Annotated in this window: 18 protein-coding genes; 3 read left to right on the top strand and 15 right to left on the bottom strand. The window is 70.3% G+C overall.

Annotation, left to right across the window (positions count from 1 at the left end; translation table 11 throughout):
- Positions 1 to 3: 3 nt before the first annotated feature.
- The 12 genes from Q9S36_RS01930 to Q9S36_RS01875 form a co-directional block, all read right to left on the bottom strand.
- Complete coding sequence (locus tag Q9S36_RS01930) at positions 4 to 537, bottom strand: GNAT family N-acetyltransferase (RefSeq protein ID WP_311283732.1); 534 nt, start codon at positions 535 to 537, stop codon at positions 4 to 6.
- Positions 534 to 1,613, bottom strand: coding sequence for a 3-dehydroquinate synthase (gene aroB, locus Q9S36_RS01925; protein WP_064002082.1), 1,080 nt, complete (start codon positions 1,611 to 1,613; stop codon positions 534 to 536). The genes Q9S36_RS01930 and aroB overlap by 4 nt, the downstream gene beginning before the upstream one ends.
- Positions 1,610 to 2,155: a shikimate kinase gene (locus Q9S36_RS01920; RefSeq protein WP_311283731.1), complete on the bottom strand. Its 546-nt coding sequence runs from the start codon at positions 2,153 to 2,155 to the stop codon at positions 1,610 to 1,612. Before Q9S36_RS01920 ends, aroB begins: the two co-directional genes overlap by 4 nt.
- Positions 2,142 to 3,368 carry a chorismate synthase gene (gene aroC / locus Q9S36_RS01915; RefSeq protein ID WP_253035565.1) on the bottom strand — a complete coding sequence of 409 codons (1,227 nt, stop codon included), beginning with the start codon at positions 3,366 to 3,368 and terminating at the stop codon, positions 2,142 to 2,144. Before aroC ends, Q9S36_RS01920 begins: the two co-directional genes overlap by 14 nt.
- 4 nt (positions 3,369 to 3,372) lie before the next feature.
- Positions 3,373 to 4,203, bottom strand: coding sequence for a shikimate dehydrogenase (locus Q9S36_RS01910; RefSeq protein WP_311283730.1), 831 nt, complete (start codon positions 4,201 to 4,203; stop codon positions 3,373 to 3,375).
- Positions 4,203 to 5,555 carry an endolytic transglycosylase MltG gene (gene mltG, locus Q9S36_RS01905; RefSeq protein WP_311283729.1) on the bottom strand — a complete coding sequence of 451 codons (1,353 nt, stop codon included), beginning with the start codon at positions 5,553 to 5,555 and terminating at the stop codon, positions 4,203 to 4,205. The genes Q9S36_RS01910 and mltG overlap by 1 nt, the downstream gene beginning before the upstream one ends.
- Positions 5,556 to 5,575: 20 nt before the next feature.
- A complete protein-coding gene (ruvX, locus tag Q9S36_RS01900; protein WP_311283728.1) occupies positions 5,576 to 6,028 on the bottom strand; it encodes a Holliday junction resolvase RuvX in 453 nt (150 codons plus the stop codon).
- Positions 6,025 to 8,691, bottom strand: coding sequence for an alanine--tRNA ligase (alaS, locus tag Q9S36_RS01895; protein WP_311283727.1), 2,667 nt, complete (start codon positions 8,689 to 8,691; stop codon positions 6,025 to 6,027). The genes ruvX and alaS overlap by 4 nt, the downstream gene beginning before the upstream one ends.
- Positions 8,692 to 8,759: 68 nt before the next feature.
- On the bottom strand, positions 8,760 to 9,011 hold the full coding sequence (locus Q9S36_RS01890) for an ATPase (RefSeq protein WP_217531957.1): 252 nt from the start codon (positions 9,009 to 9,011) through the stop codon (positions 8,760 to 8,762).
- Positions 9,012 to 9,086: 75 nt separating this feature from the next.
- Positions 9,087 to 9,716 carry a 30S ribosomal protein S4 gene (gene rpsD / locus Q9S36_RS01885; protein ID WP_082886095.1) on the bottom strand — a complete coding sequence of 210 codons (630 nt, stop codon included), beginning with the start codon at positions 9,714 to 9,716 and terminating at the stop codon, positions 9,087 to 9,089.
- Positions 9,717 to 9,882: 166 nt separating this feature from the next.
- Positions 9,883 to 10,785 carry a tetratricopeptide repeat protein gene (locus Q9S36_RS01880; protein WP_253034635.1) on the bottom strand — a complete coding sequence of 301 codons (903 nt, stop codon included), beginning with the start codon at positions 10,783 to 10,785 and terminating at the stop codon, positions 9,883 to 9,885.
- Positions 10,778 to 12,097, bottom strand: coding sequence for a replication-associated recombination protein A (locus tag Q9S36_RS01875; protein WP_253034634.1), 1,320 nt, complete (start codon positions 12,095 to 12,097; stop codon positions 10,778 to 10,780). Before Q9S36_RS01875 ends, Q9S36_RS01880 begins: the two co-directional genes overlap by 8 nt.
- A gap of 129 nt (positions 12,098 to 12,226) precedes the next feature.
- Between Q9S36_RS01875 and Q9S36_RS01870 the strand changes: the two genes are divergently transcribed.
- From Q9S36_RS01870 to Q9S36_RS01860, 3 genes are all read left to right on the top strand, one after another.
- Positions 12,227 to 12,553: a dioxygenase gene (locus Q9S36_RS01870; protein WP_311283726.1), complete on the top strand. Its 327-nt coding sequence runs from the start codon at positions 12,227 to 12,229 to the stop codon at positions 12,551 to 12,553.
- Between the two features lie 58 nt (positions 12,554 to 12,611).
- Positions 12,612 to 13,874: a DUF349 domain-containing protein gene (locus Q9S36_RS01865; protein ID WP_374209360.1), complete on the top strand. Its 1,263-nt coding sequence runs from the start codon at positions 12,612 to 12,614 to the stop codon at positions 13,872 to 13,874.
- A gap of 75 nt (positions 13,875 to 13,949) precedes the next feature.
- Positions 13,950 to 14,519 (top strand): type IV toxin-antitoxin system AbiEi family antitoxin, encoded by a 570-nt coding sequence (locus Q9S36_RS01860; RefSeq protein WP_253034631.1) that lies wholly within the window; start codon positions 13,950 to 13,952, stop codon positions 14,517 to 14,519.
- On the opposite strand, the gene Q9S36_RS01855 is transcribed toward Q9S36_RS01860, so the two are convergent.
- The 3 genes from Q9S36_RS01855 to secD form a co-directional block, all read right to left on the bottom strand.
- Positions 14,498 to 16,765: a bifunctional (p)ppGpp synthetase/guanosine-3',5'-bis(diphosphate) 3'-pyrophosphohydrolase gene (locus tag Q9S36_RS01855; protein WP_311283725.1), complete on the bottom strand. Its 2,268-nt coding sequence runs from the start codon at positions 16,763 to 16,765 to the stop codon at positions 14,498 to 14,500. The genes Q9S36_RS01860 and Q9S36_RS01855 overlap by 22 nt on opposite strands.
- A 69-nt stretch (positions 16,766 to 16,834) precedes the next feature.
- Positions 16,835 to 17,824, bottom strand: a complete 990-nt coding sequence (secF, locus tag Q9S36_RS01850) for a protein translocase subunit SecF (protein ID WP_311283724.1) — start codon at positions 17,822 to 17,824, stop codon at positions 16,835 to 16,837.
- A complete protein-coding gene (secD, locus tag Q9S36_RS01845) occupies positions 17,824 to 19,539 on the bottom strand; it encodes a protein translocase subunit SecD (RefSeq protein ID WP_253034628.1) in 1,716 nt (571 codons plus the stop codon). The genes secF and secD overlap by 1 nt, the downstream gene beginning before the upstream one ends.
- Between the last annotated feature and the right edge of the window lie 22 nt (positions 19,540 to 19,561).

The following is a 19,561-nucleotide window of genomic DNA, read 5'->3' as shown; positions in this document are numbered from 1 at the left end:
ACCCTATCGGGCGGCCCTGTGCATCTGGATCTCGAACCCCGCTGCGGTGTCGACGCCGAGCCCCGTCGGCGTGAACCCGAGCCGGCGGTAGGCCGTCTGCGCCCGCGCGTTGTCGGTGTGGACGTCGAGCGTCAGTCCGTTTGCGCCCGCTTCCTCCGCCCACGCCGCGGCCACCTCCACGAGTGCGTCGAGGATGCCGCGGCCGCGGTGATCGGCGTCGACGAAGACCCCGACGAGGTCGGCCTGGGGCGCGTCGACTGTCCGGCCGAGGGTGTCGGTCGAGCCCGCCGCGCGCAGCAGCACGGTCACCGAGCCCACCCACCGCTCCCCCGCGACGGCGACGAACTGCGCGGCGTCTTCGCCCATCGCGGCGTCCGCGGTGCGCTGCTGCCAGAAGTCGTCGGCCTGGGCGAGCGCCTCCTCGGCGGTGGAGAGGAAGGCGATCGATGCCACCGGGTCCCGCAGCGCGCGGAGGCGGAGATCGCGGACCTGCCGCCACTCCTGCAGGCGCACCCGCCGGACGACGGCATCCGTCACCCGGCGACCTCCTGGTACGCCGCGAACAGGATCGACTCGTCGGGCGCCTGCATGACCGTCGGCTTGCCGATCGCGTCGAGCACGATGAAGCGCAGCATCCCGCCGCGGGCTTTCTTGTCGCGCTGCATGACGCCGAGCAGGTGCTGCCACCCGTCCATGCGGTAGCTCACGGGCAGCCCGAGCAGATCGAAGATGCGGCGGTGCCGGGCGACGTCCTCGTCGGAGAGGCGGCCGGCGAGGCGCGAGAGCTCCGCGGCGTACATCATGCCGATCGAGATGGCGGCGCCGTGGCGCCAGCGGTAGCGCTCGGCGTGCTCGATGGCGTGTCCGAGCGTGTGGCCGTAGTTGAGGATCTCGCGCAGGCCCGCCTCGCGGAAGTCCTCGCTCACGACGCGCGCTTTCATCTCGATGGCGAGCTCGATGCAGCGGCGGAACTCCGCCGTCGTCGGGTCGACGGCGGCCTCGGGGTCGCGCTCGACGATGTCGAGGATCTCGGGGAACCAGATGAAGCCCGCCTTGACCACTTCCGCGAAGCCCGCCACGGTCTCGTTGCGGGGCAGGGTGTCGAGCACGTCGAGGTCGCAGATCACCGACCTCGGCGCCCAGAAAGCGCCGACGAGGTTCTTCCCCTCGGCCGTGTTGACCCCGGTCTTGCCGCCGACGGCGGCGTCCACCATGCCGAGGACGGTGGTCGGGATCTGCACGATCTGCACGCCCCGCAGCCAGGATGCCGCGACGAACCCGGCGAGATCGGTGACCGCACCGCCGCCGAAGCCGATGACCGCGTCCGAGCGGGTGAAGTCGGCCTGCCCCATGACCTGCCAGCAGAAGGCGGCCACCTCGATGCGCTTGCCGTCCTCGGCGTCGGGCACCTCGGCGGTCAGGACCTCGAGGGTGCCGTCGGCGAGGAGCGTCTCGCGCAGGTCGGCGGCCTTCGCGCCGAGCCGCGGCGTGTGCACGACGAGCACCTTCTTCACCGTGGGCGCGAGGTGCTCGCGGACACCGGCGAGGAGCCCGCGTCCGACGTGGATGTCGTACGGCGTCGCTCCCGTGACGCTGATGGTCGTGTGGCTCATTCGTGTGCTCCGAAGGGGTCGGCGGAGGGGGCTGCCCACTCCGCGATGGCGGTCACGATGTTCTCGAGCGGGCCCGACGAGGTGTCGAAGGTCGCATCGGCGACCGCCTCGTAGACGGGACGCCGCTCGGCGTAGATCCGCTCCCAGCGGGCGATCGGGGTCTCGTCGCCCGCGGTGAGCAGGGGCCGGGTCGCCGCCTCGCCGAGCCGACGCGCGACGACGCGCGGGGCGACCGTCAGGAGGGCGACCCGGTGCGCCTGCAGCCGCTGCCGGGTGGTCTCGTCGAGCACCGCGCCCCCGCCGAGCGACACGACGCCCCCGGTCTGGAGTGCTGCCGCGACGGCGTCGCGCTCGAGCGCACGGAAGTGACTCTCGCCGTGCGTCGCGAAGATATCGGCGATCGGGCCGTGCTGACGGACGATCGCGGCGTCGGTGTCGGTGAAGCTGCGGCCCAATCGCTTCGCGACGCGCTTGCCGACGCTCGTCTTGCCGGCCCCCATGGGGCCGATGAGGACGATCGCCTGGCGCTCAGGCGAGGTCATGCGCGAGCAGCGCCGCCTCTGACGCAGGGGTCGTCTTCAGCGTCTCGGGGATCGCCGCGAGGTAGGTCTCGAGGTTCCGCCGCGTCTCGCGCACGCTGTCACCGCCGAACTTCTCGAGGACGGCATCGGCCAGCACGATCGCGACCATCGCCTCGGCGACGACGCCGGCCGCGGGGACCGCGCAGACGTCCGAGCGCTGGTGGTGCGCGGCTGCGGTGTCGCCGGTGGCGACGTCGACGGTGCGCAGCGCGTGCGGGACCGTCGCGATCGGCTTCATGCCCGCGCGGACGCGCAGGACGGTGCCCGTCGACATGCCGCCCTCGGTGCCGCCGGCGCGGTCGGACGCGCGGGTGATGCCGTCCGCCGTCGCGAAGAGCTCGTCGTGGGCCGCGGATCCGCGGCGGCGCGTGGTCTCGAACCCGTCGCCGACCTCGACGCCCTTGATCGCCTGGATGCTCATGAGCGCCTGGGCGAGCTTGCCGTCGAGGCGGCGATCCCAGTGCACGTGCGAGCCGAGCCCCGGCGGCAGTCCGTAGGCGAGTACCTCGACGATGCCGCCGAGGGTGTCGCCGTCCTTCTTGGCGGCATCCACCTCCGCGACCATGCGCTCGGACGTCTGCGGGTCGAAGCAGCGCAGCGGATCGGCATCGAGCGTCGCGACGTCGTCCGGACCGGGGAGCGCGGAGCCCTCGGGCACCTGCACGGGACCGATCGACAGGGTGTGGCTGACGAGGCGGATGCCGAGCTCCGACAGGAAGCCGCGGGCGATCGCGCCGAGCGCGACGCGCGCCGCGGTCTCGCGGGCGCTGGCGCGCTCGAGGATCGGGCGGGCCTCGTCGAAGTCGTACTTCTGCATGCCGACGAGGTCGGCGTGGCCGGGACGGGGGCGCGTCAGAGCGGCGCCGCGCCCGCGCGAGCGCTCGGTCATCTCGACCGGTTCCGGGTTCATGACCTCGACCCACTTCGGCCACTCGGTGTTGCCGATGCGCAGGGCGATCGGGCTGCCCAGCGAGAGGCCGTGCCGCACGCCTCCGGAAAGGTTCAGCTCGTCCTCCTCGAACTTCATCCGCGACCCGCGTCCGTAGCCGAGCTTGCGGCGGGCGAGGTCGGCGCGGATCGCGTCGAGCGAGACGGGCACGCCGGAGGGCAGACCCTCCATGATGGCGACGAGTTCGGGGCCGTGGGATTCGCCGGCGGTGAGCACGCGGAGCATTGCTCTAGTCTCCCACGAGCGCGCGGCGCATGACGGCCACCACCTCGTCCTCGCGCGGCAGCGGCTGATCGACTCCCCCCGAGGCGAACGCGCGGATCTGCAGCACGGCCTGATGCAGCAGCATCCCCGCCCCGCCCTGCGCGGGCGCGCCGATGCGGTCCCACGCCCGCGACAGATCCGTCGGCCAGTGGCCGTAGACGACGTCGAGGAGTGCGCCGCCGGCGGCGGCGAGACCAGCCGCGACGGACTCGTCCACCGAGACGCCGCCGGGGAGCGTCGCGATCGTGACGTCCACGGACGCGTGAGTCGCGGAGTGGAGCGGCACCGCGTCGACGCGGAGCCGGAGCCGCTCCCCCAGGTCCTTCAGCGAGGCGGCCGCGGCGGGACGGCGTGCCGCGATCCACACCCGCTGCACGCCGATCTCCGACAGCGCGACGAGCGCAGCGGATGCCGTCGCCCCCGCACCGACGATGCGCGCCCGGTCGGCGGCCACAACACCGGCCTCCGCCAACGCGGCGACGATGCCCCCGGCATCCGTGTTGAAGGCATGCCACCCGGAGCCGGACCGGACGAGCGTGTTCGCCGCGCCGGTCAGTGCCGCGCGGGCGTCGTGCTGCCCGGCGGCGGCGTAGGCGACGTGCTTGAGGGGCATCGTGAGCGAGAGCCCGCGGTGCTCGGGGCCGAGCGAGGCGAGCTCATCGGCGAAGGAGGCCTCGTCGACCCGCCGCCGACCGTAGGTCCAGTCCCACCCCAGCAGCGCGTAGGCGGCCGTGTGCATCGCCGGCGACAGGCTGTGCTCGATCGGATCGCCCCAGACCTCCAGGGCGACCGGCATCAGGAGCAGCCTCCGTCGGGGTTGTCCCGGCACCACTTCTGGTACTGCGCGACGGCCTTCTCGTGCTCGGCGAAGGTCGCGGAGAACACGGTCTCGCCGGTGTCGAGGTTGACGGTGACGAAGTACTGCCACGGCCCTTCGGCAGGCTCCAGCGCCGCCTTGATGGCGAGTTCACCGGGGTTGGCGATGGGCGTCACCGGCAGGCCGGGGTTGACGTAGGTGTTCCACGGGTTGTCGTCCTCGAGCTCCTCCGCGCGCGAGCTCGTGCCACCCTCCCGATCGGCGAAGGGGTACTGCGCGGTCGAATCCATCTGCAGCTTGCCATTCGTGTCGCTGATCGACGGGTCAAGCCGATTCTCGATGACGCGCGAGACCTTGTAGAAGTCGTCCTCGTAGCGGGCTTCCTTCTCGATGATCGAGGCGACGATGAGGATGCGCTCCCGCTGGTCGGCCGGGACGCCGGCATCGTCGAGGGCAGTCACCGTCCGGTCGACCATCGCCTGGATCACCTGCGTCGCCGTGACGTCGGGGTCGAAGGTGTAGGTCGCCGGGAACAGCCAGCCCTCGAGGCTCTGCGCCTTGACACCGTAGGCGGCGGGGTCCTTCACGGCGGCCTCGACGTCCTCGATGGGCAGACCGACGCCCTCGGCGATACGGGGCACCGACTGGGCGACGGTGAGCCCCTCGCGCAGCTGCGCCGTGTACTCCTGCTTGTTCGCGGGATCGAGGAGCGCCGTGAACGCCGCCTCCGAGGTCATCTTCTGCTGCAGCGAGTAGACGCCGGGCTTCAGGACGTTCGGGTCCTCGCCGCTGTCGATCAGGTACGAGTAGAACGCGTCCGAAGTCTTGGTGACACCGGCGTCGAAGAGCGTCTGAGAGATGTCGGCGCCCGTCTGACCCGAGACGATCGTGACACTCGCCTCGCCCTCGGCGAGTCCGGCGTCGAAGTCCTTCGGCTCCTCCCACCCCATGACCGCACGGATCTGGTCCTCGTAGGTGTTCCAGACGTAGAAGCCTCCCGCGGTGAGCCCGCCGAGGATCGCGAGGATGATCACGAAGACGCCCCAGGCGGCGACGCGGCTCTTCCGTCGGTCACGATCGTGTCGCTTCGTGGAGCTGGAGGGTGCGGCCAGCCCCTTCTCCTCGAAGAGAGCGTCGATCGGTGCCGTCGAGGAGACGGATGCGCGCGGCGTCGTCTGCGGCCGCGTCGGGGCGGGAGCACCCGTCGGTGCGTCACCGCTCGCGCCCTGCTGAGCCTGACGCGCGGCGCGCCGGGACACGGGGGCGCCGGTGGTCGCGGTCTCGTCCGCGGGGGCGCCGGAATGGTCGTCGCGCGAAGGCGTCTCGGGCATCGGTGGACTCCTGCGTCTTCCTACAGCGCCGCACCGGCCGGGTTACCGGTGCTCTTCTCGACGTCGATCGCCTGCTGGAGGAGGACGACCGCGGCGATCTGGTCGACAATCCTACGAGATGACTTCTGCGAACGCCCGTTCTGCCGGAGGACGGCGTTGGCCGACACGGTGCTGAGGCGCTCGTCGACGAGGCGCACGGGCACCTCCAGCGCGGCATCCAGAGCGATCGCGAACTCGCGGGCGTCGGTCGTCGAGGCGGTCTCCGCTCCCCCGAGACTGATCGGCAGACCGACCAGCACCTCCATCGCGTCGTATTCACGGGCGATCTCGACGATGCGGGCGACCGAGGTCTCCGCACGCGGCACCGTCTCGACCGGAACGGCGAGCAGACCGTCGGGATCGCACCGCGCCACGCCGACACGGGCGCGCCCGACGTCGATCCCGAGGCGCACCCCGCGGCGGAACCCGCTCACGCGGCAGCGCTCTCCAGCGCCGACACGATGCCCTGCAACGCCGCCGGCAGTGCCGAGGCATCCGTCCCGCCGCCCTGCGCGACGTCGTCGCGTCCGCCGCCGCCGCCGCCGAGCACACCCGCCGCCGAGCGTGCGAGCAGGCCCGCCTTGGCGCCCGCGGCGCGGGCCGCCTCGTTCGTGGCGACGATGACGACGGGGCGCCCGCCGACCTCGCCGCCGAGCGCGACGACGGCCGCGTCGGTGCCGAGGCGCTCGCGCACCTGCAGGGCGAGCGAGCGCAGGTCGTCGGCGGAACCGACGGTGCCGACGGACTGGGCGACGACGCTGTGCGCACCGGCGCGGACAGCGGATGCCGCCAGCGTCGGGACGCGCTCGCCGAGGGCCTTGGCCTCGAACTGGGCGATCTTCTTCTCCGCGGCCTTGAGGCTCGCCTGCAGTTCCGCGATGCGCGCGGGCAACTGGTCGCGAGGGATCTTCAGCCCCGACGTGAGCTGCGACACGATCGCGCGCTCGGCGGCGAGCTCGCGGAAGGCGTCCTGACCCACGAGAGCCTCGACACGACGGTTCGACGCACCGACGGAGGACTCCCCCACCAGGTTGATGAGACCGATCTGTGCGCTCGAGGACACGTGCGTCCCGGCGCACAGCTCACGCGACCAGGGTCCGCCGATGTCGACCATGCGCACACGGTCGCCGTACTTCTCGCCGAACAGCGCCATCGCGCCAGCCGACTTGGCCTCGTCGAGGGAAAGGACGCGCGTCGTGACCTCGAGGTCGTCGCGGACCGCGTTGTTGGCGATCTCCTCGATCTCGCTGCGGGTCTCGGGCGAGAGCGCCTGACCCCACGAGAAGTCGAACCGGAGGTATCCGGCACGGTTGAGGGAGCCCGCCTGCGTCGCCCCCTTGCCGAGAGTGTCGCGGAGCGCGGCGTGGACGAGGTGGGTCGCCGAGTGCGCCTGCGCGGCCGCGCGGCGGTTGGCGGCATCCACCACCGTCGTCGCGGCGTGACCGACGGCGACCTCGCCCGTCGTCACCTCGACGGTGTGACTGACCAGTCCCGGCACGGGCTTCTGCACGTCGAGGACCTCGAGCTCGTAGCCCGGGCCGACGATGACGCCCTTGTCGGCGACCTGGCCGCCGGACTCGGCGTAGAGCGCGGTCTCGGCGAGGATCACCTCGGCGATCTGGCCCTGAGAGGCACGGTCGGCGGGTGCGCCGCCGACGAGGATGCCGAGCACGCGGGACTCGGTCTCGAGGTCGGTGTACCCCGTGAAGACCGTCTCGCCCAGCGCGCGGAAGTCGCGGTAGACGCTCGTGTCGGCCAGCTGGCCCTTGCGGGAGCGCGCATCGGCCTTCGCGCGCTCGCGCTGCTCCTTCATGAGGGCGTCGAAGCCGGAGCGGTCGACCGTGAGCCCGGCCTCCTCGGCGATCTCGAGGGTGAGGTCGATCGGGAAGCCGTAGGTGTCGTGCAGCAGGAACGCCTGGGAGCCACTGAGCGACGTCGACTGGGACGACTTCGCGGACTCGATCGAGGTGTCGAGGATCTCAGAACCGCTCGCCAGGGTCCGGAGGAACGTCGCCTCCTCCGCGAGGGCGTACTGCGACAGCCGCGCGTAGTCGGTCTCGACGACCGGGTACGACTCCTTCATGGCGTCGCGGGAGACGGCGAACAACTCGGCGAACGTCGGACCGTCGACGCCGAGCAGGCGCATCGAACGGATGGCGCGGCGCATCAGACGGCGCAGGATGTAGCCGCGGCCGTCGTTGGAGGGCGTCACCCCGTCCGAGAGCAGCATGAGCGAGGACCGGATGTGGTCGGCCACCACGCGGAAGCGCACGTCGTCGTCGTGGTTCTCGCCGTACCGCTTGCCCGACAGCTCGACGGCCTTGTCGAGGACGGGACGCACCTGGTCCGTCTCGTACATGTTGTCGACGCCCTGCTTGATGAAGGCGACCCGCTCGAGGCCCATGCCGGTGTCGATGTTCTGCGCCGGGAGGTCGCCTACGATGTCGAACTCGTACTTCGAGCGGACGTTCGTGATCTCGTACTGCATGAAGACGAGGTTCCAGATCTCCACGTACCGGTCGTCGTCGGTCGCGGGACCACCGTCGACGCCGTAGGCCGGGCCGCGGTCGAAGAAGATCTCCGAGCACGGGCCGGCCGGGCCGGGAAGGCCGGTCGTCCAGTAGTTGGTGTCCTTGCCGAGTCGTTGGATGCGCTCCTCGGGCAGCGTGGAGTGCTCGAGCCAGAGCTTGATCGCCTCGTCGTCCTCCTCGTAGACGGTGACCCACAGATCCTTCGGGTCGAAGCCCAGGCCGCCCTCCTCCTCGGACGTCGTGAGCAGCTCCCAGGCGTAGCGGATCGCGCCTTCCTTGAAGTAGTCGCCGAACGACCAGTTGCCGAGCATCTGGAAGAAGGTGCCGTGGCGAGGGGTCTTGCCGACCTCTTCGATGTCGTTCGTGCGGATGCACTTCTGGTTGTCGGCGGCGCGCTTGTAGGGCGCGGGCACGTCGCCGGACAGGTACGGGATGAAGGGGACCATGCCCGCCACCGTGAACAGTAGCGCCGGGTCGTCGCTGACGAGGGATGCCGAGGGCACGATCGTGTGCCCCTTCTTCTCGAAGTAGTCCAGGTAGCGCCGGGCGATCTCAGCGGTCTTCATCGTGTGTCCTCAACTGCAGGCGGGATCGGTCGCATCCGCGAGGAGGCGACCGGGAGATGTGGGGGCGGTCAGTCGTCGAGCTTCGCTGCGGCCGAGCGGCCGGCGGCGGCGACGTCGGCGGCGAGGTCCTTCGCGTCGGCGACGATGCCGTCGATCTTCGCTTCCTGCGCCCGGTAGGCGTCGGCCATCCGGTCGGTGAACTCGGAGATCCGGAGATCGACCTCGGAGAGCAGCTCCTGACCTCGGGGGTCCTTGTTGACCAGGTGCGCGACGACGAAGCCACCGGCGATGCCCAGCAGGAACCAGAGGACGCTCTTCATGGGATCCATGTTAGGTGCAAAGCAGAAGGGGCGCCGGGTGAACCCGACGCCCCTTCGAACCGCTCGATCCGGAGATCAGCGCGCGGCGTAGTACTCGACGACGAGCTGGACTTCACAGGTCACGGGGACCTCGGCGCGCTTCGGGCGACGCTCGAGACGTGCCTGGAGCTTGTCGAGCTCGACCGAGAGGTAGCCGGGAACCGGAGGCAGGACCTCGGCGTGACCGCCGGCGGCTGCGACCTGGAACGGCTCGAGAGCCTCGCTCTTGGGCTTGACGTGGATCGTCTGGCCCGGCTTCACGCGGAAGGACGGGCGGTCGACGAGCTGGCCGTCGACGAGGATGTGACGGTGCACGACGAGCTGACGAGCCTGTGCGGTGGTGCGGGCGAAGCCGGCACGCAGCACGAGCGAGTCGAGACGCATCTCGAGGAGCTCGACGAGGTTCTCACCGGTCAGCCCTTCGGTGCGGCGGGCCTCGTTGAACGTGTTGCGCATCTGCTTCTCGCGGATGCCGTATTGCTCGCGCAGACGCTGCTTCTCGCGGAGACGGACGGCGTAGTCGCTGTCCTGCTTGCGCTTGGTGCGGCCGTGCTCACCGGGAGCGTAGGGACGCTTCTCGAGGTAGCGGGCGGCCTTAGGGGTCAGTGCGACGCCGAGGGCGCGCGAGAGGCGCACCTTGCGGCGGTCCTGGGACTTCGTTGCCACGAAATCTTCCTTCCATGACGTGGCCATGTCTTTCACGGCTCACGGGCGTATCGCCGTCTCTCGCCCTTCCGGACTGCACGCCGGGGCACGCCGAAAGGTGGGAAAGAGAGAAGAGGATGCCCGAAAACACGGTTTCGAGCCGATCAAGTCTAACAGACGGGCCGGATCATCCCCGGCCGCGTGCCAGATCGAGGGCGCCGGGCGGATAGAACGGCACGGACTCCTCCGACACGTCCTCGAGGCGGTACCAGCCGACGGTGGTGTCGCCGTCGAGTACGGGCAGGCGGTCGCCCCGCGGGTGAGCCTCCAGCTCGGGGCTCCGGATCGCGAAGACGTAGGCGATCTCGTGCCCCGGCCGGCCCTCGTTGTCGAAGATGTTCTCGACCACCCCGACGAGTCGGGTCTCGGTGACGGTCACCCCCAGCTCCTCGGCGATCTCGCGTCGGACGGCCGCCTCCGCGGTCTCGCCCGGCTGCACTCCTCCGCCGGGAGCGCGAAGGAACGCGGGACGGGCCGGCGTCGCGGCGTACTCCTCGGCGAGGACGTGGCCGTCGCGGATCAGCACTGCGACGGCGATGACCCGGATGCGGGGGCGTGTGCGGACGTCCGCCGCATAGGCGCGCAGCGCACGACCGTAGAGGGGAACCTCGTCCGCGAGAGCGCCGAGCGCGGTCCGCAGGGCACGCGCGGGCTTGTCGTCGTCGTAGAGCGCGAGGGCCTCGAATCCTGCCGCCGCCGCGGACAGCGGGTCGGCGGGATCGATCCCCTTGAGGGCCGCCATCGCCCCGGAGGCATCGCCGACGTTCCGGAGCGAACTCGCGAGCTGGATGATCGCCTGACTGCGCAGGGGCGGGCGGAGTCCCGCATCCAGCGCGCGCCGGTACAGCGGGATGGCGGCCGCCTCCTCCCCGAGGAAGTCCTCGACCGATGCCCGCTCGAACAGGCACCGCGCATCGTCCTCCGGGCGCCCGGCGAGGGCGTCCGCCATCGCCGATCGCAGCGCTTCCGGCTTCCCGTCGTCGGCGCCCTCCCAGATGGCCTCGATGCGGCGCTCCCAGGGGTCAGTCACCGAGGATCTTCCGGATCTTCTCCAGGCGGGCGGAGATGTCGCGCTCGACGCCGCGCGACGTCGGCTCGTAATAGCGTCGGCCGCGCAGCTCGTCGGGGAGGTACTGCTGGGTCGCGACGCCCACGTCGAGGTCGTGCGGGTAGACGTAGCCCTTACCGTGACCGAGGCGTTTGGCTCCCGCGTAGTGCGCGTCGCGCAGGTGCACCGGCACCCGCCCGAAGCCGCCCGCGCGGACGTCCGCGATCGCGGCGTTGATGGCGTTGTACGCCGCGTTCGACTTGGCCGTCGTCGCCAGGTACGCCGTCGCCTCCGCGAGCGGGATGCGGCCCTCCGGCATCCCGATGAAGGCCACGGCGTCGGCGGCCGCGACCGCGATCTGCAGCGCCTGCGGATCGGCGAGGCCGATGTCCTCGGCGGCCGAGATCACGAGCCGTCGCGCGATGAAACGCGGGTCCTCCCCGGCTTCGATCATGCGGGCGAGGTAGTGCATGGCGGCATCCGGATCCGAACCGCGGATCGACTTGATGAATGCACTGATGACGTCGTAGTGCTCGTCGCCCTGCCGGTCGTAGCGCAGGAGAGCGCGGTCGACGGCCTGGGCGACGTGTTCAGCGGTGATGACCGGGGTGTCCTCCCCGGGCTCCGCCATGGCCGCGGCGGCCTCCAGCGAGGTGAGGGCGCGGCGTGCGTCGCCCGAGGCGAGGTGGACGAGCGCGGCACGTGCGTCGTCCGAGAGCTCGACGGCCCCGGCGAGTCCGCGAGCGTCGGTCACGGCGCGGTCGATCAGCATGCCGAGGTCGGCGTCCGTCAGCGGCTGCAGGGTGAGCAGGAGCGAGCGCGACAGGAGCGGCGAGATCACCGAGAACGAGGGATTCTCGGTGGTCGCGGCGATGAGGATGACCCATCCGTTCTCGACGCCGGGCAGCAGGGCGTCCTGCTGCGCCTTGGTGAACCGGTGGATCTCGTCGAGGAACAGGATGGTCGACGTCCCGTACAGGTCGCGCTGGGTCATCGCCTCCTGCATGACCTCGCGCACGTCCTTCACGCCCGCGGTCACCGCGGACAGTTCGACGAACCGACGGCCCGACGTCCGCGCGATGGCCTGGGCGAGCGTCGTCTTGCCCGTGCCGGGCGGGCCCCAGAGGATCACCGACACGGCTCCGGTCGTCGCGCGGCCGGGGTCGGCGAGCGCCACGAGCGGGGAGCCGGGGCGCAACAAGTGCGTCTGCCCTGCGACCTCGTCGAGCGATGCGGGCCGCATCCTCACGGCCAGCGGCGTCGCACCACGGAAAAGCGCGTCACTCTGGGCCATCCCCCCAGGCTAACCGCCCCCACCGACATCGTGCCGAGGCTGCGGGGCTCCGGTTTGGAACGGATGCCGGGGACTGAATACTCTGCAGATGGCCGCGCGGGCGTGTGCGGCGCCGACGAGAGGATCACCGTGGCAGCGGGCAGGGGCAAGGGGCGCGACAGCGCGCAGGAGCGCGAGCGTGCCCGACTGTATGACGCGCGGCGCCGGTTCCACGCCTCCGTCATCCAGCGCAGGCGCCGGGACAACCTGATCGCGGGCGTCGCCGGCGGCCTCCTGATCGCCGCCTTGCTGGGTGCGCAGGTCGCCTATTACACGCTCGGGCCGGGCATGCCGGAGCCAGCGCCGACACCGACCGCGCCCACCTCCCCCAGCGGGACACCCACCCCGGGACCGAGCGGGTCGCCGACGCCGTCCCCCTCGCCGTCGGGCTCGCCGACCCCCTCTCCGACCCCGTGACCGCCGTACTAGGCTGAGTCACTAATCCGACCCCCATGCGGCGCATGCCGCCGACGAGGTGACCCCCGTGAGTTCCGCCACCCCTGAATCCGCCGAGACCCAGCCGTGGGGCCGCGTCGACGACGACGGCACCGTTTCCGTCCGTGAGGGCGACCAGTGGCGTGTCGTCGGGCAGTACCCCGACGGCACCCCCGAAGAGGCGCTGGCCTACTTCGAGCGCAAGTTCGCCGACCTCGCCTCCGAGGTGACGCTCCTCGAAGTGCGCCACCGTCGCGGCGGCGCCTCCGCATCCGACCTCCGTTCCACGGCACGCACCATCCGGGAGCGCCTGGACGGTGCCGCCGCCGTCGGCGACCTGGCCGCGCTCGAAGCCCGCGTGACGGCACTCGAAGGCGCCCTCTCCGAGGCGAGCGCCGAGGAGGCTCAGGCGCAGCGTGCCGCAGTGGATGCCGCGGTGGCCGAGCGCGAGTCGATCGTCGCCGAGATCGAAGCGATCGCCGCGAAGGACCCCCGCTCCATTCAGTGGAAGCAGACGACCGCGGACGTGGCCGCCCTGTTCGCCCGCTGGCAGGAGCACCAGAGCAGCGGCCCGCGCCTGCCGAAGGCCGTCGGTCAGCAGCTCTGGAAGCGGTTCCGCGACGCGCGCGCGGTGATCGACAAGAACCGCCGCGAGTTCTACTCGAGCCTCGACGAGCAGCACAAGGCCGCCCGCGACGCGAAGACCCGACTGGTCGAGCGCGCCGAGGCCCTCGCGCCGCAGGGTGAGGACGGCATCGCCGCCTACCGCACGCTGCTCGACCAGTGGAAGTCCGCCGGTCGCGCGGGCAAGAAGGCGGACGACGCACTGTGGGCCCGTTTCAAGGCCGCTGGCGACGTGCTCTACGGTGCGCGCATCGAACGCGAGAACGCCGACGTCGAGGCGTCCAAGGAGAAGATCGAGGCCAAGCGCGCACTCCTCGACGAGGCCGCCGGCGTCGCGAAGGAGAAGGACAACGGCAAGGCGCGCGCGCTCCTCACCAACATCCAGCGCCAGTGGGATGAGATCGGTCGGGTCTTCCCTCGCGACACGGAGCGCGGCCTGGACGACCAGCTCCGCAAGGTCGAGACCGCGCTGAAGGCGCGCGAGGACGAGGACTGGAAGCGCAACAACCCCGAGACGAAGGCGCGTCAGAACGACATGACGAGCCAGCTCCAGGATGCGATATCCAAGCTCGAGGACGAGCTCGCCGCCGCCGAGGCCTCGAAGGACAAGGCCGCGATCGCCAAGGCGAAGGACGCGCTCGAAGCCCGCAAGGGCTGGCTGCGCGCTCTCGGCGGCTGACCGCCTCCGACACAGCACCGACGCCGCGGCGGGATTCTCCACAGAGTCCCGCCGCGGCGTCGTCGTCTCGGCGCGGTGGCGCAGACTGCCCTCATGTGGCCGTTCCTCTACTTCGCCGATGACCGCCTGTCGACCGCCGAGTTGACCGCAGCCCGGCTGGATGGAGACCTCGTCGAGATCGGCGAGGCGTTCATGCCCGCCGATGCCGTCGAGACGCGCGAACTGCGTGCGGCCTCGTTCCGCGGGGTCGCCGGGGTCCACCGGGCCGTCACGCACGCGAGCGCGGCGTGGGTGCACGGGGCGATCCCCGAACCGCCCCTCATCCAGACCCTGCAGCGCGCCGGCCGGACGCGGGCTGCCGTCCCCCTCGACACCCGCATCCGCTTCCGCGACGTGGCCCTGCCCGCCTCCGACGTCGAGACCATCAGCGGCGTAGCTGTGACGACGCCGGTGCGGACGCTCGTCGACCTCGTCCGGGACGCCGTCGTCGGCGCCGGTCCGTCACAGCTGGTCGACGACGTACTGGCGTGGCGCCCGGAGCTCCTCGCGGATGCGCTGAGCTGGGTCGAGACCTCCGGACCTGTCCACCACAAACGGGCGGCCGCCACCGAGCTCCGGCGTCGTCAGGACGAGGTGACCCGGTAGACGTCGTACACGGCGTCGATCCGGCGGACGGCGTTCAGCACGCGGTCGAGGTGCACCGTGTCGCCCATCTCGAAGACGTAGCGGCTGAGGGCGAGGCGGTCGTTGGTCGTCTGAACGGATGCCGAGAGGATGTTCACATGGTGCTCGCTGAGCACCCGCGTGATGTCGCTCAGCAGGCCCGACCGGTCGAGCGCCTCGACCTGGATGTGCACGAGGAACACGCTCTTCGACGTCGGCGCCCACGACACCTCGATCATCCGATCGGGCTGGTCGCGCAACGCCGCCGCGTTCGTGCAGTCCGCGCGGTGGACCGAGACCCCGCTGCCGCGCGTGACGAACCCGACGATCTCGTCGCCCGGCACCGGCGTGCAGCACTTGGCGAGCTTCACGAGGATGTCGGGAGCACCCCGCACCAGCACGCCGGAGTCGCCGCCGCGCGGCGCCCTAGACCGACCGCCGGCGGGCAGGTCGATCGGACCGGTGGAGGTGTCCTCCTCCTCCGAGCGCACGAGCGCGGTGACCTTCTCGATCACGGACTGGGTCGAGACGTGTCCTTCGCCGACTGCGGCGTAGAGGGCGGTGACGTCCTCGTAGCGCAACTGGTGAGCCACCGCGGTGAACGAGTCCTGGCTCATCAGACGCTGCATCGGCAGGTTCTGGCGGCGCATCGCACGGGCGATCGCGTCCTTGCCCTGCTCGACGGCCTCGTCGCGGCGCTCCTTCGTGAACCAGCCGCGGATCTTGTTGCGCGCCCGGGTGCTCTTGACGAACGCCAGCCAGTCCTGGCTCGGCCCGGCATCCGGGTTCTTCGAGGTGAACACCTCGACGACGTCACCCGAGTGGAGTTCGGACTCGAGCGGCACGAGGCGGCCGTTGACCTTCGCGCCCATCGTGCGGTGGCCGATCTCGGTGTGGACGGCGTACGCGAAGTCGACGGGGGTCGCCCCGGCCGGAAGACCGATGACTCGTCCCTTCGGCGTGAAGACGTAGACCTCCTTCGCACCGATCTCGAACCGGAGCGAGTCGAGGAACTCCCCCGGATCGGCGGTCTCGGCCTGCCAGTCCGAGATGTGCGCCAGCCAGGCCATGTCCTGGTCGATGGCCTTGGAGTCGGCCTTGCCGCCGGCGATCTGCTCCTTGTACTTCCAGTGCGCCGCCACACCGTACTCGGCCTGCTGGTGCATCTCGTGGGTGCGGATCTGGATCTCGACCGTGCGCCCGCCGGGACCGATCACGGTCGTGTGGAGGGACTGGTAGAGATTGAACTTCGGCGTGGCGATGTAGTCCTTGAACCGCCCGGGGATCGGGGTCCACCGTGCGTGGATCGCGCCGAGCACGGCGTAGCAGTCGCGGACCGTGTTCACCATGATCCGGATGCCGATGAGGTCGTAGATGTCGTCGAACTCGCGACCGCGAACCACCATCTTCTGGTACACGGAGTAGAGCTGCTTCGGCCGACCCATGACACGACCGCGGATACGGAGATCGCGTAGGTCCGTCTCCACGGCGTCGATGACCGTGTGCACGTACTGCTCGCGCTGCGGGGTGCGCTGCTTGACCAGCGAGTCGATCTCCGCGTAGAGCTTCGGGTGCAGGACGGCGAACGAGAGGTCCTCGAGTTCGCTCTTCGCGGTCTGGATGCCGAGGCGGTGCGCCAGCGGCGCGTAGATCTCGAGGGTCTCGCGGGCCTTCTTGGCGGCCTTCTCGGGCGGAACGAAGCCCCATGTGCGCGCGTTGTGGAGGCGATCGGCGAGCTTGATGAGGAGCACGCGGATGTCCTTCGACATCGCGACGATCATCTTCCGCACGGTCTCGGCCTGCGCCGCATCGCCGTACTTGACCTTGTCGAGCTTCGTGACGCCGTCCACGAGCATCGCGACCTCGTCGCCGAAGTCCGCCGTCAACTGGTCGAGCGAGTAGTCGGTGTCTTCGACCGTGTCGTGCAGCAGGGCCGCCGCGATGGCGCGGGGGCCGAGGCCCAGCTCGGCGAGGATCTGCGCGACGGCGAGGGGGTGCGTGATGTACGGCTCGCCGCTCTGACGCTTCTGCGTCGCGTGCGCCTTCGCGGCGGTGCGGTAGGCCCGCTCCACGATCGCGATGTCGCCCTTGGGGTGGTGCATGCGCACCGTGCGCATGAGCTCCTCGAGCGCGTCCCGCGAGGGGGCGCGGGAGAAGATGCGCGGCACGAGCCGGCGCAGCGACTGGCCCCCGGTCGCGGTTCCTGTCGGGGTGACCGCCTCAGCCATGCGATCGCCTCCCGTCTGTCCGCACGCGCGTGGAACTGGAGGACAATCCTACGCCCGCGCGCATCCGGCTCAGACCGCGGCGACGGCGGCCGAACGGGCCTCGATGACGCGCTGGTCCCGCGCCTTGAGGTCGGACTCGTTCTCGCGCAGGAGCGAGTACAGCGGGGCCGCGACGAACAGCGTCGAGTAGGCCGCGACGATCGTTCCGACGAAGATCGAGAGGGAGATGTCGGTGAGCGTCTGCGCACCGAGCCACAGGGCGCCGATGAAGAGGATCGCTCCCGTCGGCAGCACGGCCACGACGGTCGTGTTGATCGAGCGGACGAGTGTTTGGTTCACCGCGAGGTTGACCGACTCGCCGAACGTCCTGCCGGACTTCTCCCCGTCCTCGAACGTGTTCTCGCGGATCTTGTCGAACACGACCGTCGTGTCGTACAGCGAGTACGACAGGATCGTGAGGAAGCCGATGACGGCCGCCGGAGAGATCTCGAAACCGAACAGGGCGTAGACCCCGATCGTCACGACGAGCACGTCGACGAGACCGATCATCGCCGCGACGGACATCTTCCACGTGCGGAAGTACAGCGCCAGGATCAGGAAGGTCAGCACGAGGAATATCGCCAGACCCCACAACGACTGCCGGGTGACGCTCTCACCCCAGCTCGGACCGATGAAGGACGAGCTCACGCTGTCATCCGGAACGTTGAACGCCTCGACGAGGGCGGAGGTCACTTCGCGCGTCTCCAGCTCGCCGAGCTGGTCGGTTTGGATGCGGAGGCTGTCGTCGCCGACCGTCGTGACGCGGGTCGCGGCATCCGGGACGACGGACTGCACCGCGTCGGTCGCGCGCAGCTGATCCGGGGATGCCACGTCGTTGACGGTGAACTGCGAACCGCCCGTGAACTCGATCGAGAACTGGATGGGGCGGAAGACCGGCACCAGCGCCGAACCGATCACGAGGATCGCGGCGATGAGGAACCACAACCGGCGACGGCCGACGAACGGGAAGGAGACCTTCCCCGTGTACAGGTCGTTACCGAAATCGTTCATGGAGCGCATCAGTCGTCCCCCTCCCCTGCGGAGCGGGTATCGCCGCTCTGCTGCGCGAGCTTGCGCTCGGCGATCGTCTGACGGCGCACCGCCTCGCTCCGCGATCGCGAGGACCGCTTCTCGGCCTGCGACTTGCCGCCGGCGGCGACCGGTGCGCGGAACTGCGCACGACCGCGGTACACCGCGCCGAGAGCGGTCGGGTCGAGCCCGGACAGCTTGTGCCCGCCGCCGAAGAATTTCGTCCGGGCCAGCAGCTGCAGCACCGGGTGCGTGAAGAGCACGAAGATGAGCACGTCGATGACGGTCGTGAGACCCAGCGTGAAGGCGAAGCCCTTCACGGTCGCGTCGGCGAGGATGTAAAGCACCACGGCGGCGAGGATGTTGATCGACTTCGAGATGTAGATCGTCCGCTTGGCGCGTGCCCAGCCGTCCTCCACGGCACTCGTGATCGACTTGCCGTCACGGAGCTCGTCTCGGATGCGCTCGAAGTAGACGATGAACGAGTCGGCGGTGAAGCCGATCGTCACGATGAGGCCCGCGACACCGGCAAGCGACAGGCGGAAGCCCATGCGCCAGGCGAGGATGCAGAGCGTGATGTAGGTCAGGATGCCCATCACGGCGAGCGAGGCGATGATGACCGACCCGAGCGCGCGGTAGACCACGAGCGAGTAGACCGCGACGAGGGCGAGACCGATGAGCCCCGCGACGAGGCCGATCAGCAGTTGCTGGGAACCGAGCGTCGCCGAGATCGCGTTGCTGCTCTGCACCTCGAAGCTCAGCGGCAGGGCACCGTACTTGAGCTGGTCGGCGAGGGTCTTCGACGTCTCCTGGTCGAAGTTGCCGGTGATCTGCGGCTTGCCGTCGGTGATGACCGCGTTCATCGACGGGGCCGAGATGACCTCGCCGTCGAGCACGAAGGCGAACTGGTTCTGCGGCGGCTGCAGGTTGAACAGACGCTGGCTGATCTCGCCGAAGGTCTCCGTCCCGGCGCTGTCGAAGACGATGTTGACGGCCCACTGACCGTTCTGCGAGTTGAGGCCGTTCGTCGCGTCCGAGATGGCCGAACCGTCGAGTTCGACCGGTCCGAGCAGGTACTTCGCCGACCCGTCGGCGTCGCACGTGATGAGCGGCTGGTCGGCGGGCTCCTGTGCGGCGTCGTTCGCGGGGTTCGCGCAGTCGTAGGCGAGGAACTCGGCCTGGACCTCCTCCGTCGCCCACGACAAGTCGCTGCCGTTGGTCGGCGACGGGGTGGGCGTCGCGTTCAGCGAGGGGCCCGGGGTCGGGTAGGGCGTCTCCTTGCCGTCCTCGCCGATGAAGGTGTTCGTCGGAGCGGCGGTGTAGAGCACCGCGCGCAGCTGCATCTGCGCCGAACGGCCGATGCGGTCGCGGGTCTCCTCGTCGGCGATGCCCGGGAGCTGGACGACGATCTGGTTGCCCGCCTGCGTGGTGATGTCGGTCTCACCGACACCCGAGGCATCCACGCGCTGGCGGATGATCGAAACCGCCTGCTGCATCTGGTCGGCGGTGGGCTGCGCCCCCTCCTCCGTCTGCGCCTGCAGGATGATCTGCGTGCCGCCCTGCAGGTCGAGGGCGAGCTCGGGAACCCACGAGCTCCGCTCGAACAAGTAGACGCCCGCGGCGTTCACGCCGAAGAGGACGGCCGTCAGGGCCAGGAGTCCGATCAGTGCGCGCCACGCGCGCCGGACGGGGGTGGATGAAGCCACGGAGGGAACTTTCGTGAGGGGC

The sequence above is a fragment of the Microbacterium sp. ARD31 genome (assembly GCF_031844425.1).
The sequence above is the reverse complement of the archived record's forward strand: the minus strand, read 5'-3'. Positions and strand labels throughout refer to the sequence as shown.